The sequence below is a fragment of the Nonomuraea terrae genome (assembly GCF_044465245.1).
In the GTDB taxonomy this organism is placed as follows: domain Bacteria; phylum Actinomycetota; class Actinomycetes; order Streptosporangiales; family Streptosporangiaceae; genus Nonomuraea; species Nonomuraea terrae.
Genome location: NZ_JBITLL010000009.1, coordinates 90,175 through 103,242, shown reverse-complemented (window position 1 = coordinate 103,242; position 13,068 = coordinate 90,175). Strand labels below are relative to the sequence as shown.

General features: G+C 71.6%; 14 protein-coding genes. 11 read left to right on the top strand and 3 right to left on the bottom strand.

Going from position 1 to position 13,068, the window contains the following annotated elements; genetic code table 11:
• Positions 1–242: 242 nt before the first annotated feature.
• The 6 genes from ACIBP6_RS42755 to ACIBP6_RS42730 all read left to right on the top strand — a co-directional run bounded on the left by ACIBP6_RS42755 (position 243) and on the right by ACIBP6_RS42730 (position 5,418).
• Positions 243–1,052 (top strand): TIGR00730 family Rossman fold protein, encoded by an 810-nt coding sequence (locus tag ACIBP6_RS42755; RefSeq protein ID WP_397060448.1) that lies wholly within the window; start codon positions 243–245, stop codon positions 1,050–1,052.
• Positions 1,053–1,063: 11 nt separating this feature from the next.
• Positions 1,064–1,648 (top strand): TIGR00730 family Rossman fold protein, encoded by a 585-nt coding sequence (locus ACIBP6_RS42750; protein WP_397060446.1) that lies wholly within the window; start codon positions 1,064–1,066, stop codon positions 1,646–1,648.
• Positions 1,649–1,727: 79 nt separating this feature from the next.
• The gene (locus ACIBP6_RS42745) at positions 1,728–2,561 is read left to right on the top strand and encodes a hypothetical protein (protein WP_397060444.1); all 834 of its coding nucleotides are present in this window, start codon (positions 1,728–1,730) and stop codon (positions 2,559–2,561) included.
• Positions 2,554–3,105 carry a DNA-3-methyladenine glycosylase I gene (locus ACIBP6_RS42740; protein ID WP_397060442.1) on the top strand — a complete coding sequence of 184 codons (552 nt, stop codon included), beginning with the start codon at positions 2,554–2,556 and terminating at the stop codon, positions 3,103–3,105. The genes ACIBP6_RS42745 and ACIBP6_RS42740 overlap by 8 nt, the downstream gene beginning before the upstream one ends.
• Positions 3,106–3,288: 183 nt before the next feature.
• Positions 3,289–4,608: a helix-turn-helix transcriptional regulator gene (locus ACIBP6_RS42735; RefSeq protein WP_397060440.1), complete on the top strand. Its 1,320-nt coding sequence runs from the start codon at positions 3,289–3,291 to the stop codon at positions 4,606–4,608.
• 96 nt (positions 4,609–4,704) lie between these two features.
• Complete coding sequence (locus ACIBP6_RS42730; protein WP_397060438.1) at positions 4,705–5,418, top strand: hypothetical protein; 714 nt, start codon at positions 4,705–4,707, stop codon at positions 5,416–5,418.
• 153 nt (positions 5,419–5,571) lie between these two features.
• On the opposite strand, the gene ACIBP6_RS42725 is transcribed toward ACIBP6_RS42730, so the two are convergent.
• Positions 5,572–6,348, bottom strand: a complete 777-nt coding sequence (locus ACIBP6_RS42725; RefSeq protein ID WP_397060436.1) for an enoyl-CoA hydratase-related protein — start codon at positions 6,346–6,348, stop codon at positions 5,572–5,574.
• The gene (locus ACIBP6_RS42720) at positions 6,345–7,121 is read right to left on the bottom strand and encodes a PaaX family transcriptional regulator (RefSeq protein WP_397060434.1); all 777 of its coding nucleotides are present in this window, start codon (positions 7,119–7,121) and stop codon (positions 6,345–6,347) included. Before ACIBP6_RS42720 ends, ACIBP6_RS42725 begins: the two co-directional genes overlap by 4 nt.
• Before the next feature lie 181 nt (positions 7,122–7,302).
• On the opposite strand from ACIBP6_RS42720, the gene ACIBP6_RS42715 reads away from it, so the two are divergent.
• Both ACIBP6_RS42715 and ACIBP6_RS42710 read left to right on the top strand, forming a co-directional pair.
• Complete coding sequence (locus ACIBP6_RS42715) at positions 7,303–7,470, top strand: DUF3117 domain-containing protein (RefSeq protein ID WP_020545024.1); 168 nt, start codon at positions 7,303–7,305, stop codon at positions 7,468–7,470.
• Positions 7,471–7,540: 70 nt separating this feature from the next.
• Positions 7,541–8,971 carry a leucyl aminopeptidase gene (locus ACIBP6_RS42710; RefSeq protein ID WP_397060432.1) on the top strand — a complete coding sequence of 477 codons (1,431 nt, stop codon included), beginning with the start codon at positions 7,541–7,543 and terminating at the stop codon, positions 8,969–8,971.
• Here the strand turns inward: ACIBP6_RS42710 and ACIBP6_RS42705 are convergent.
• Entirely contained in the window at positions 8,968–9,606 is a 639-nt protein-coding gene (locus ACIBP6_RS42705; RefSeq protein WP_132614145.1) for an O-methyltransferase, read from the bottom strand. The two genes, ACIBP6_RS42710 and ACIBP6_RS42705, sit on opposite strands and share 4 nt — an antisense overlap.
• 194 nt (positions 9,607–9,800) lie before the next feature.
• On the opposite strand from ACIBP6_RS42705, the gene sigE reads away from it, so the two are divergent.
• The 3 genes from sigE to ACIBP6_RS42690 all read left to right on the top strand — a co-directional run bounded on the left by sigE (position 9,801) and on the right by ACIBP6_RS42690 (position 13,018).
• On the top strand, positions 9,801–10,433 hold the full coding sequence (sigE, locus tag ACIBP6_RS42700; protein WP_111181302.1) for an RNA polymerase sigma factor SigE: 633 nt from the start codon (positions 9,801–9,803) through the stop codon (positions 10,431–10,433).
• 1 nt (position 10,434) lies between these two features.
• Complete coding sequence (locus ACIBP6_RS42695; protein WP_397060430.1) at positions 10,435–10,956, top strand: anti-sigma factor family protein; 522 nt, start codon at positions 10,435–10,437, stop codon at positions 10,954–10,956.
• 166 nt (positions 10,957–11,122) lie between these two features.
• Complete coding sequence (locus ACIBP6_RS42690; protein WP_397060428.1) at positions 11,123–13,018, top strand: trypsin-like peptidase domain-containing protein; 1,896 nt, start codon at positions 11,123–11,125, stop codon at positions 13,016–13,018.
• Positions 13,019–13,068 lie beyond the last annotated feature (50 nt).

Sequence of the window (13,068 nt, the reverse complement as noted above, 5' to 3'; positions counted from 1 at the left end):
CTTTCCTCGCCGGCCATTTGGCGGGGAAAGCCACTTTCAGTCCCGAGCAGCACCCTCGGCAGTTAGACGCAGGGGGGTCGAAATCCGGTTCCCTGGTTTTTTCAAGATTTTTTAGCGTGCTGTTTCGCCCGGTTTGCCTGGGGATTCGCCCCGGGGGAAGAACCTATCGACTCGCGTCGTACCGCGCGGGTAGGGACGCACGGGTGGAACCGGCCGTTTGTGAAGGGGCTAGCGTGATCCGCATGGAAGAACCACGTCGTGAACACCGCCGGGAGCACCGCCAGGGGCAGGCCATCGTCCGCGGTCGCTTCGTGCCCACCTCCACGCACGACCAGCGGCTGCTGGCCCGCCAGGGGCCGTCCGACTGGGTGCACACCGACCCGTGGCGGGTGTTGCGCATCCAGGCGGAGTTCGTGGAGGGATTCGGCCAGCTCGCCGAGCTGCCGCCGGCGGTCACGGTGTTCGGCTCCGCCCGCACCCCTGAGGACTCCCCTGAGTACCGGACGGGCATGCGGCTCGGCCGGGCGCTCGCCGAGGCCGGCTACGCGGTGATCACCGGTGGCGGCCCGGGCGTCATGGAGTCGGTCAACCGGGGCGCGCGCGAGGTGGACGGCGCGGTGTCGGTCGGCCTCGGCATCGAGTTGCCCTTCGAGCAGCGCATGAACGACTACGTCGACCTGGGCGTGGAGTTCCGCTACTTCTTCGTGCGCAAGACGATGTTCGTCAAGTACTCGTGCGGCTTCATCACGCTGCCCGGCGGCTTCGGCACGCTGGACGAGCTGTTCGAGGCGCTCACCCTGGTGCAGACGCGCAAGGTCACCTCCTTCCCCGTGGTGCTGATGGGCTCGGAGTTCTGGGGCGGGCTGCTCGACTGGGTCAAGGGCTCGCTGCTGGGCACCGGCAAGATCGCCGCGGACGACCTCGACCTGATCACCGTCACCGACGACGTGGACGAGGCCGTGCGCATCATCGTGGACTCCGACCTGGCCCGTTCGCGGCAGCTCCTGGAGGAGGAGGAATCCTGCGCGGCCCAGATCGCCGAGCCGCAATAGGCTTCCCCTCTGTGAACATCTGCATCTACTGCGCCTCCAGCCAGAACATCGACCGCAAATACCTCGACCTCGCCACCGAGGTCGGCACCGAGCTGGCCCGGCGCGGGCACACCTTGGTGAGCGGCGGCGCCACGGTCTCGTGCATGGGCGCCGTCACCTCGGCGGCCCGCGCCGCCGGCGGGCGCACGATCGGCGTGATCCCGCAGGTGCTGGTGGACATCGAGGTGGCCGACGAGGAGTCCGACGAGCTCGTCGTGACCGCCGACATGCGCGAGCGCAAGGGGGTCATGGACGCCCGCTCCGACGCGTTCCTGGTGCTGCCGGGCGGCATCGGCACGCTGGAGGAGCTGTTCGAGATCTGGACCGCGCGGGTGCTCGGCATCCACGACCGTCCCCTCGTCGTCCTCGACCCCTGGGGCCTGTACGAGCCGCTGCGCGCGATGATCGGCCACATGTACGACGAGGGATTCACGCGTCCCGACGTCTTCGACGCGATCTCGTTCACCTCGACCGTGGACGAGGCGTTCGCGCACCTGGAGTCGCGTGCGCAACCCGTACGGCCCAGCGTCGCCGAACTCGGCGAGGCCGCCGGCTGACACGTTCCACAGGTTGTGTGGAATGCGTTACTTGCGGTAGATCGCTGAAGGCGCTCCACCGGATGAGTACGATGCCAATGTGCTGGTCATTCTCGCCATTGCCGCCATCGCCATCCTGGCCTGCGTGGTCCTGGTCTCCCTGGGGCGGGGCGGTGAGCTGAGCGAGTTCCCGCCCGACGTGCCCCCGCTCGACCTGCCGGAGGCGGGTCAGCTCACGGCGGTCGACGTCATGGCGTTGCAACTGCCGGTCAACCTGGTCGGCTACCACACGGCCAGCGTCGACGAGACCCTGCGCCGGGCCGCCGGCGCGATCAGCGCCCGCGACACCCGGATCGCCGTGCTGGAGCAGCGGGTCTCCGAGCTGCTGGCCAGCCGGCTGTACGCGCGGCAGGAGGTCTACGCCTCGCCGGGCGCGGGGCCGCGTACCGAGCACGAGCCCGAGGCTCCGGCGCAGCGCGAGCTGCCCGAGTCCGGCGACCCGGTGACGGCCAGCGGCGCCGCGGTGTCGTGGGACACCGAGGCGACGATCACTCCTGCGGAGGACCCGGAGTGGCGCGTCGACACGGTCGCCGTCCCCGGTCGTGCGCAAGACGCCACCGACACGGAGGCGTCCGAGAACGGGCGGACCGCCACCGAGCCGGAGCCCGCGGCAGGCGAACCCGCCGACGCCGAAGCCCGCGAGAGCGACGAGCCGGCCGATGCCGAGCAGAGGTACGAGAACGACGAGCCGGCCGACGCCGAGCAGGCGCACGAGAGCGACGAGCCCGCCGCCGAAGACGGCGCGCCGGAGGCCCGCGACGACAAGCGCAACGGCGCGCTCACCGCCGACAGCGACAAGCCGGACGACGCCGAGCAGGCCGAGGACGAGGAAGAGCGGGTGCGGGTGAGGAAGGGGACGAGCGGCGGTGAGTGAGCTGATCCGCTGCACCTGGCCGGGCCTGGCCGACCCGATGTACCTCGCCTACCACGACGAGGAGTGGGGCCGCCCGGTCAAGGGCGACGACGCCGTCTACGAACGGGTGGTGCTGGAGGCGTTCCAGTCGGGCCTGTCGTGGCTGACCATCCTGCGCAAGCGGGAGAACTTCCGCGCCGCCTTCGACCACTTCTCCCTCCTCAAGGTCGCCGCCTACACCGAGCACGACGTCGAACGCCTGCTCGCCGACCCCGGCATCGTCCGCAACCGCGCCAAGATCGAGGCCGCGATCGCCAACGCCAGGGCCGCGCTCGACCTGCCCGGCGGCCTCTCCGACCTGGTGTGGCGCTACGCCGACCCTGACGCCCCCGCGCCGCGGACGACGGCCGACGTGCCCGCCATCACCCCGGCCTCGACGGCGCTGGCCAAGGAACTGAAGCGGCACGGCTTCCGGTTCGTCGGCCCGACCACCGCGTACGCGCTCATGCAGGCGATCGGCCTGGTCAACGATCACATCGAAGGCTGCCTGGCCCGTACGCGCTGAGCTCGGCGGTGTGGGTGCGCCCGGGATGGCCCCCGCGGATCGACCCGGCGGTCGTCCATGAATGACGGAATCCACCTGGTCCAGCCGCGGGTTCGCTCATAAGATCGCCGTACGATCCGGAGCACGGCCGCCCTCCGGGTTCTGCTCCTGACGACCCATGACGAGGCCGAGGGTGGGACCAGGATGACCGTCATCGCCCAGCCGCCGTTCACGGGCCGGCTCCTGCCCCTGGTCGCCGGGGTCGCCGGGGCCGCCGCGGTGGCCGTCCTGCTCGCGCTCCGGCTGGCCGGCCACGGCGGTTTCCCCACCGACCCGGTCGGCGTGCTCGCGCTGGCGGCGGCATCGACGAGCGCGGCCGTCGCCGCCACCCGGCTCACCGCGGCGGCCAACCGGAGAGCCGGCACTCTCGCGACCTGGCTCTGCCTCGCCCTGCTGACCTACCTCGGCGCGGCCGCCTGGGCGGTGTGGGCGGTCGCAACCGGGCACCCCACCGCCGCACTCGCGGTCGCGATCTGGAGTTCAGCCTGGATCCCGCCGCTCGCGCTCATGCAGCTCGCCGCGTCAGCGGCCATCCGGGCCGACGGACGGGCACCGTGGACACATCACGTGCTCGTCGGGACCATCGCCGCCGTCACGCTCGCGAACTCCCTGCTGACGACGCCGAGCGAGCCCTTCGTCGGCCTGCCGACCATCGCGCCGGAGTCCTGGCGGACAGCCCTCGAACCGCTCGGTGGCCTCGCCACGCTTCTGGGCGCGCTGGCCCTCCTGCTCATCCCGATCACCCTGTGGCGGGCCGCGCTCGGTTCCGCCGGTTCCGCCCGCGCGCGGATCGGCGTCGCCGCGGCCGGGACGACCAGCGCCCCGCTCACCGTCTGCTTCTGCCTCCTGCTGGCCATCGCCCGCGACCCCGGAGCCGTGCAGCCGTCACTGGGCTCGGCCGCGTTCCTCATCTCTCTCGCCGGGGCCTCGGCGTTCAGCGCGGCGTGCGCGGTGCTCGCCGCACGTGGCGGTGTGAACCCCCGGCAAGTGGCGATCGTCGTACGCGGCACCGGGCTCGTCGCCTCGGCCCTCGTCGTGATCGCCATCGGGACGGTCATCGCCTCTCCCGGCGTCCGGCTCGGCGCCACGGCGGTCACCGTCGCCGTCGCGGCCGTGACACTCGTCGTCGTCGGCGGCGCCTGGGCAGGGACCGAACGGCTCGCCCGCGTCCTGACCCCCGAAGAACGGCCGGCGCCGGAGGAGGACGTTCCGGCACCGCTCGGGGCGATACCGGTCCCGGGCCTGACACCCCGTGAGGCGGAGGTTCTCGCCGTCCTCGCCGAGGGCGCCAGCAATGCCGGAATAGCGGCCCAGCTCGTCGTCTCCGAGCGCACGGTCGACGCCCACCTGCGCGCGATCTTCGTCAAGCTCGACCTCAAGCCGGAGGCGGGGACGAACCGCCGCGTGCAGGCCGCGCGGATCTGGCTCGACAACGCCGCCGCGAACCGCGGCCAGAGCACCTGAACAGGGCGGATTCGAAATAGGTGCTGGCACCGATGCGGTGCGCAGGCCCTGTGCCGACGATCGAGGCAGCTGTCAACCGATCGAAGGGGAACGACCGTGACCGCATCCGAACTCGCCGGGACCGCGCTGCCGCCGCCCGCCCCGGCCGCCGCGTCAGCCCCGCGGCGTACCGCCGTCGTCGGGCTCTTCGTCCTGCTGCTGGTCTCGCTCGCGGCCCGTACCTGCTTCGCGTTCTGGGAACCGCCCTTCGACGGCACGGTCCGGTACGACGACGTGCGAGCGCTCGGCGGCGCCTACTGGCCGATGAACCTGTACCTCGGCGGCCCCGGATACGCGATCTCCTGGGTCGCCACCGCGATCTTCCTCGTGCTGCTCGCCCGCGGCAGGGGCCGCGCGCTGAACCTGATCGGCGCTCTGCTGTCCGGGGTCGGCGGGATCCTCTTCGCGCTCACGATCACCGCGGAGGCGCTGCCGTTCGCCTTCGCGGCCGATCCCATGGTGCTGCCGGAGTCCGAGGGACGCGAGCTTTTCGACATCCTGAACGCGCACCTCGGTCTGCTCGTCCCGGCGATCGCCGGCACCCAGATCGCCATCTCGGCCGGCGTGCTGACCGCGCTCATCGGGACGCTGCTGTCGAAGGCGATGCCGCGGTGGCTGTCGATCGCGGGCATCGTGTACGTCATCATGTTCGTCGCGCTGCCGGTCGAGACGTCCGGTCCCGTGGCCGCCGCCATCGCCTACCTGTTGCAGGTCACGCTCGTCGCCGCCATCGGCTGGTTCGGGCTCCGCGCCGCGCTCGGTAGGAGCTGACCCCGCGCGGTGGCGCTGCCGGCCACCCGGCCACCCGCTCGCCGAGGGCGGTGGCCGGGACGTACACGGGGGTCGGACGCGCGCCGGCGCCCGCGCGACCCGCTCCACGGGATGAGCGCATGGCGCCGACTCCCACGCGGGCGTGGCGGGCGGTCACTCGGCGTTGAAGGTCGGCCGTTCCTTGGCGAGGAACGATTCCGTGGCGTTGAGGTGGTCGCGGGTGGCGGCGCATTTGTCCTGCAGGTCGGCCTCCATGGCGAGCGCGTCCGGCAGCGAGTGCGTCGCCGCGTACGCCAGGGCCCACTTGGTGGCGGCGAAGGCCAGCGTCGGGCCCTGCGCCAGGCGTACGGCGAGCTCCTGAGCGGCCTTGGCCAGGTCGCCGGTCGGCACCACGCGCGTGACCAGGCCCAGCTCCAGCGCGCGGGCCGCGTCGAGCGGCTCGCCCAGCAGCATCAGCTCGGCTGCGCGGCCCCGGCCGACCAGGCGCTGCAGCGTCCACGACGCGCCTGAGTCGGGAGCCAGGCCGATGCCGGCGAACGCCAGCGCGAACTTCGCCTTGTCCGAGGCGATCCGCAGGTCGCACGCGAACGCCAGCGACGCCCCCGCGCCCGCGGCCACGCCGTTGACCGCGGCCAGCACCGGCTTGGCCATGGTGGCGATCAGTTCGACGATCGGGTTGTAGTGCTCGCGCACGGTGTTGGCCAGGCCGCGGCCCGCCTCCAGGTTGTCGGCGTGCTCGCGCAGGTCCTGGCCCGCGCAGAAGGCCCGGCCCGAGCCGGTCAGCAGCACGGCCCTGACGGACTGGTCGCCCGCGGCGCGGCGCAGCGCCCCGTGGAGCGCCTCCTTGACCTCGACCGTCAGTGAGTTCATGGCGTCGGGCCGGTCGAGCGTGATGGTGGCGACGGCGTCGGCCACGTCATAGCGGATCACGATAACTCCCTGTCGACGAACGCGGCGGCTGCGGGCAGCAGCCGGGCGGCCTCCTGCTCGAAGTAGGCCCTGGCCTTGTCGCCCGGCCAGCCGGGCGGCAGCAGCTCCGGCGGCAGGCCGGGATCGCGGAAGAGGAAATTGCGCCAGCCGTGCACGAGCCGGCTCCTCGTGGCGAAGACCTGGTCGTCCGGCGCCCCTTCGGGCAGCGTGCTGATCAGCGTGACAGCTTCGGTGTGCCAGTGCTCGTACGCCTCGCCGATGGCGTCCAGATCCCAGGCCCTCGACACCAGCTCGCGCGGGTCGCCCTCCAGCGCCGCGTCGAACCTGTCGGCCCGCACCCCCTCGCCGTCGAGCAGGTTGTCCAGCTCGATGGAGGAGCGCGGGCCGATCCAGGTCGTCTCCGACAGCGCCGCGTAGCCCAGGAACGTCAGGTCGGCCCGCAGCCGCTCCCTGCGCGCACGCTCGCGTACGGGCTCCACGATGATCAGATGCCAGCGGCCGTGCCAGGACAATGTTCCTGCTCGGTAAATTCTGAGTGCGGCCTCGTCCAGCCGCCTCACGCACTTCGGCGTCAGCCCGTAACCGGGCCCCTGCGTCAGTCTCAGCGGCCTCAGCCACCCCTGCCGCACCATGCGTGAAACCGCCGTGCGGACGGCGGGAGCGGCGATCTCCATGGGCTTCATCAGCCGTACGAGCGCCGCGACTGACGCCTGCCCTCCACGCGAGAGCAGGTGGTCTCCATAGAGGTCGAACAGAGCGGCGCGAGCATGCACGAAGTCCAGTTTGGACGTGATCGCACGCCTGGACAACGCATTCTGGGAGGAGATCGTTACCCATGAGCGCTCTCGATGCGGGAGAATAGGACATCACAGAAGACGTGAATGCGCCGACCACCCCCCATGGGAGGTCGGAAATCGCGGGCCGCGGGAGCCCAAGGCAGGAAGGGATGCACGCATGGCGGCGATGAAGCCGCGGACCGGCGATGGTCCGCTCGAGGTCACCAAGGAAGGGCGCGGCATTGTCATGCGGGTCCCTCTGGAGGGTGGCGGCCGGCTCGTCGTGGAGATCTCGGCCGACGAGGCGAAGGCGCTCGGCGAGGCGCTGAAGAACGTCGTCGGCTGAGCCCTCCCGAGAGAATCTTGATCCACGACCCTGGCGTAGTCCGGCGCCAGGGTCGCTGACGTTTGAGGAGATGTTTTCCGTGCCCATTGAGACCACTGCGACGGTGGTCGCCGAGGTTCCCGACGACCCCGACCTGCTTGCCGTCCCGTACTCCGCCGATCTCCGGACCGCCCACCCGGTCGAGCTGCACCTGCCGGTGCCCGACCTGCTGGCGCACTACGAGGCCAAGGGGGAGGCGGGCGAGATCGTCGAGGTGCCCGTGGCACGGGGCGGCGGCGCCACGCCCCGAGTGGGCCGCGTGCTGCTGTACGGCGTGGGCGACGGCTCCCCGCGTGCCCTGCGCAAGGCCGGCGCCGCGCTGTCCCGGCGGGTCAAGGGCCGCGACCGGCTGACCGTCGTGACGCCCGAGGGCGACGTGGCCGCGTTCGCGGAGGCGGCGCTGCTGGCGGCGTACACGTTCAAGATCGGTGAGAGCGGCAAGAAGGCCGTGCGGACGCTGGCCTTCGCGGGGGCGGACGAGGAGGCCGTGCGGCGGGCGCAGACCGTCGCCCAGGCCGTGGCCCTCGCCCGCGACCTGGCCAACACGCCCTCCTCCGTGAAGAACCCGGCCTGGCTCGCGGAGCGGGCCGCCGAGAGCGGCGTCCCCGTCCGGGTGTGGGACGAAGAGCAGCTGCAGGCCGACGGGTTCGGCGGCATCCTCGCCGTCGGGCGCGGCTCGGCCAGCCCGCCCCGGCTCATCCAGCTGTCCTACACGCCCGCCGAGCCCACCGATCGGCACATCGTGCTGGTGGGCAAGGGCATCACGTTCGACTCGGGCGGCCTGTCGCTCAAGCCGACCGAGAACATGAAGACGCAGAAGACCGACATGGCGGGTGGCGCGGTCGTCATCGCGGTGCTCGGCGCGCTGGCCCGGCTGGGCGCCCGGGTGAAGGTCACCGGGCTGGTCGCCGCCGCCGAGAACATGCCCTCCGGCACCGCGCAGCGGCCCAGCGACGTCATCACCCACTACGGCGGCCGCACGGTCGAGGTGCTCAACACCGACGCCGAGGGCCGGCTCGTGATGGCCGACGCGCTCGCCTACGCCGACGCCGTCCTCGACCCCGACGCGGTCGTCGACATCGCCACGCTGACCGGGGCCATCTCGGTGGCGCTCGGCCGCAACGTCGGCGCCGTCTACGCCTCCGACGACGTGCTGGCCAAGCAGCTCCTGGAGGCGGGCGAGGTCACCGACGACCGGCTGTGGCGGATGCCGCTGATCGACGACTACACGCCCGCGCTCGAGTCGTCGATCGCCGACCTGTCCAACGTCGAGGCGGGCTCGCGGTTCGGGGCGGGGTCGATCACGGCGGCGCTGTTCCTGCGGGAGTTCACCGGCGGCCGCCCGTGGGCGCACCTCGACATCGCGGGTGTCGGCCGCAGCACCGTGGACGAGGGCACGCTCAGTAAGGGCGCGACCGGGTTCGGCGTGCGGGTGCTGCTGGACTGGCTCACCCGCGCCTAGTCGGCGATCTTGACGGCCGCCAGCAGCCCGTCGCCCAGGGGCATGAGCACCGAGCGCAGGCGGTCGTCCGCCTGCACCAGCTTGCCCACCTCGCGCAGCGCCACCGTGTCGGTGTCGCGCTGCGTGGGGTCGGCCACGCGGTTGTGCCAGAGCATGTTGTCGAAGGCCACCACGCCGCCGACGCGCAGCAGCCGCACGGCCTCGGCCAGGTAGTCGGTGTACTCCCGCTTCGCGCCGTCGGCGAAGACCATGTCGTAGCCGCCGTCGGACAACCGCGGCAGCACGTCGAGCGCGCGGCCCGTGATCAACCGCACCCGGCTGCCGGAGAAACCCGCCTCGGTGAACGCGTGCCGGGCCAGCCGCTGGTGCTCGGGCTCGACGTCGACGCTCGTCAGCGTGCCGTCGGGACGCATGCCGCGCAGCAGCCACAGCCCCGAGACGCCGCAGCCCGTGCCGATCTCGACGACGGACTTGGCGTTGAGGACGGTGGCGAGAAAACACAGGGCGGCCCCGCCCCCGGGAAGGATGGGCGGCGCTCCCATCTCCAGCCCGCGCTGCCGCGCCGCGTGCAGAACCTCATCTTCCTGATGGAACTGCTCCGCATAGGCCAGAGTGGCCTCCACCGGAGTGGTCATCGGCCTCCTCCCCCACTTTTCGTGCGATTGGCCGCATAGGCCGCACAAGGTATACGCGTGATTGACACCGTTCGCAGCCTAAGGGAGACACGCCCGGACGGGAACTCAGGAGGGTCCTGAGGCGTTGCAGGTTTAAACGGGCTTTGCCGGTCCGGAGGGCAGTCAGTGCGCACGAAGGGACGAAACCAGGCACTATGGCGGTAGCGGTGGTCCCAGAGAGAGGAGTTCTGGTGGACGAAAGCGACCACCAGGCGGATACTCCCGTGTCGTCTGACTGGACTCCTCCCACGTGGGAGGAAGTGGTGCGGACTCACTCCGCACGCGTGTATCGGCTCGCCTACCGGCTGACCGGCAATGTCCACGACGCCGAAGACCTCACCCAGGAGGTCTTCGTCCGGGTTTTCAGGTCGCTGTCGAGCTACACCCCCGGCACCTTCGAGGGTTGGCTGCACCGGATCACGACCAACCTCTTCCTCGACATGGCGCGGCGCAAGCAGCGCATCAGGTTCGAGGGGCTCGCCGACGACGCGGCCGAACGGCTGCGCGGGCGCGAGCCGTCCCCGGCGCAGGCGTTCGACGACGCTCATCTGGAGCCCGACATCCAGGCGGCCCTCGACGCGCTCGCCCCCGAGTTCCGGGCGGCGATCGTGCTGTGTGACATCGAGGGCCTGTCATACGAGGAGATCGCGGCCACGCTCGGCGTCAAGCTGGGTACGGTCCGAAGCCGTATTCACCGTGGCCGGGCGCAGTTGCGGGAGGCGCTCGATCATCGAGCCCCCCGTAATTCCCAACTCCCCCCGACCGTGATCCGTGGGGAGGAAGTCTGACATGGCTCATCTTGGAGAACGCGTATCCGCACTGGTGGACGGTGAACTCAGCCACACCGAACGCGAGCGTGCGCTTGCTCATCTGACCTTCTGTGCTGACTGCCGGAGAGAGGTCGAGTCGGTGCGCGCCCTGAAGTCGCGCCTGCGCTCGCTCGAGACCCCGGCGATGCCCACCGACCTGACGATGTCCCTGCTCCGGATGGCGGAGCCGGGCGGCCCGCTGCCCCCGAGGGAGCGCCCTTTTCCGGCCCGCACCTTCGGTGGGGTGCCCATCCCCGGCCCGCACACCATCGCGCCGCTGGACAACCGGCCGCGCAGAGACGCCACCGGCGGGTCTTCCGGCCCGGGTCGTGGTGGTAGGCGGCGCACGACCTACGTCGCGGTGGGCGTCGTCTCGGCGGCCGTCGCGCTCGGCACCTTCTTCGCGGCGAGTGGCGTGGGGCAGAACAATCCGGCCCCACCGGTTGAACTCTTCCAGCAGCAGGCCCGTACATCGCCTACGAGTGCACCCACCACGCCTTGACACTCCCGGAAGCCGGGCATAGTCGGTTGGCGTAGTCCGCGGCGCGCGGGGCATACGATCTGGGTTCGGGATTTGTCGGCGGCAAGTCCCGGTAAAGCTTTATAAGCCTCGTATGCCGCAAGAGCGAGGATTTGCGGTGGCCGAGCCAAGGAGTGGTGAGACTTAGATGACCGACGAGACGCGCCGCAACGAGGAGCGCATGCCGTCGGACACCCCCGAGCCACCGGTGCGGCCGGAGTTCCTGCCCGCACAGGACGGGTCCGACGCACAGGGCCGGCGGCCCGAGCCGCCCGCCTCGTTCGGTACGTCGTGGGGTGACCCGTCGGGCCGGTCGGAAGCCGCCGGTGCGCCACCGTACGAGAGCCGGCCGTACAGCGAGGCCGGGCGCGGCAGGCCGGGGCAGGACGACGGCGCGCCGAGCGCTCCGCAGGAGGGGGCGCCGTCGTTCGGCGCGCCCGACCCGGGCGCCCAGTCCCGCGAGAACGCGTCCATCGACAACCCGTCGCGCTACGAGAACCCGTACGAGAGCCCGTCGCGCTACGAGAACCCGTCGGGGTACGAGAACCCGGCGCGCTTCGAGAGCCCGTCGGGGTTCGAGACGGGCGAGAGGCCGGCGTTCGGGCCGCCTGACGGTCCGGGGGAGAGGCCGGCGTTCGGGCCGCCTGACGGTCCGGGCGAGGGGCCGGCGTTCGGCGCTCGCGACAACAGCACGCGCGCCTACGACAGCCCGTTCGGCGAGGGCGGTCCCCGCTTCGAGAATCCCTCGTTCGGCGGCCCCGACAACGGGACGCAGGCCTACGAGCGTCCGCCGTTCGGGCAGCCCTACGGCAATCCGCCGCCTCCGCCGCGTCAGGCCCTCGGCATGGGTCCGGGCTGGGGGCCGCCGCCTCCTGGCGCGCACGGCGCAGGGGCGGGCGCGTCCAGGCGCGGGCCCGGCACCGGGTTCCTGATCGCGATGGCCCTGGTCATCGCCCTGGTGGCCTCGCTGCTCGGCAGCGTCGGCACGTACCTGCTGACCAGGCCCACGAGCAGCGCCCAGGACCCCTCCTACAGCCTCGGCCCGGTGCCCAGCGGCGCCACCAACCGCCCGCCCGACTCGGTGGCGGGCGTGGCCTCGCGGGTGCTGCCCAGCGTGGTCTCGCTCGAGGTCGGCAACGGCAGCAGCACCGAAGGCGCCACCGGCTCCGGCTTCCTGATCAAGGACGGCTACGTGGTGACCAACAACCACGTGGTCGCCCTGGCGGCCGGCGGCGGCGAGATCCGGATCCAGTTCAACAACCGCAAGACCACGACGGGCCGCATCGTCGGCCGCGACCCCGGCTCCGACCTGGCCGTGGTCAAGCCGGAAGAGACCTTCGGCACGCCGGAGCTCACGCTCGGCAACTCCGACCAGGTGGTCGTCGGTGACCCGGTGATCGCCATCGGCTCCCCGCTGGGCCTGACCGGCACGGTCACCACCGGCATCGTCAGCTCGCTCAACCGTCCGGTCATCGCGGGCGACGACACGGGCGCCACCAGCGAGGAGCCGGCGTACATCAGCGCCATCCAGACCGACGCCGCCATCAATCCCGGCAACTCGGGCGGCCCGCTCGTCAACGGCAGGGGCGAGGTCGTCGGGGTCAACTCGGCGATCGCCACGCTCGGGCCTTCGATGAGCAGCAGCCAGAGCGGCAGCATCGGCCTGGGCTTCGCGATCCCGGTCAACCAGACGCGACGGGTCGCCGAAGAGCTGATCACGACCGGCCGGGCCAAGCGCCCCAAGATCGGCATCCTGCTCGACCGCGATTTCCGGGGCCAGGGCGTCAAGATCGCGACCGAGGCCGTGGCGGGCCAGCAGCCCGTGACGCCGGGCGGGCCGGCCGACAAGGCCGGGCTGCGGGCGGGTGACGTGATCCTCGAGATCGACGGGCTGCCGCTGCAGGACGGCAACGAGCTCATCGCCCTGATCCGCAGCAAGGCTCCCGGCTCCAAGATCAACGTCAAGTACCTGCGCGACGGCAAGGAACGCAACGCCTCGCTCACGGTGATGGCCGAGGACGAGCCCACCCCGACCCGGTCCTGACCCTTCCCGAGCGCCGCAGGAGTCCGTCTCCTGCGGCGCTCGCGCATGAG

What these genes read in the sequence shown, in the direction of transcription:
- ACIBP6_RS42705 (WP_132614145.1), bottom strand. Translation starts at nt 9,606, where the DNA reads ATGACCACTCCGGTGGAGGCCACTCTGGCCTATGCGGAGCAGTTCCAT.
- ACIBP6_RS42735 (WP_397060440.1), top strand. Translation starts at nt 3,289, where the DNA reads ATGACCGTCATCGCCCAGCCGCCGTTCACGGGCCGGCTCCTGCCCCTG.
- ACIBP6_RS42690 (WP_397060428.1), top strand. Translation starts at nt 11,123, where the DNA reads ATGACCGACGAGACGCGCCGCAACGAGGAGCGCATGCCGTCGGACACC.
- sigE (WP_111181302.1), top strand. Translation starts at nt 9,801, where the DNA reads ATGGCGGTAGCGGTGGTCCCAGAGAGAGGAGTTCTGGTGGACGAAAGC.
- ACIBP6_RS42755 (WP_397060448.1), top strand. Translation starts at nt 243, where the DNA reads ATGGAAGAACCACGTCGTGAACACCGCCGGGAGCACCGCCAGGGGCAG.
- ACIBP6_RS42710 (WP_397060432.1), top strand. Translation starts at nt 7,541, where the DNA reads ATGTTTTCCGTGCCCATTGAGACCACTGCGACGGTGGTCGCCGAGGTT.
- ACIBP6_RS42715 (WP_020545024.1), top strand. Translation starts at nt 7,303, where the DNA reads ATGGCGGCGATGAAGCCGCGGACCGGCGATGGTCCGCTCGAGGTCACC.
- ACIBP6_RS42695 (WP_397060430.1), top strand. Translation starts at nt 10,435, where the DNA reads ATGGCTCATCTTGGAGAACGCGTATCCGCACTGGTGGACGGTGAACTC.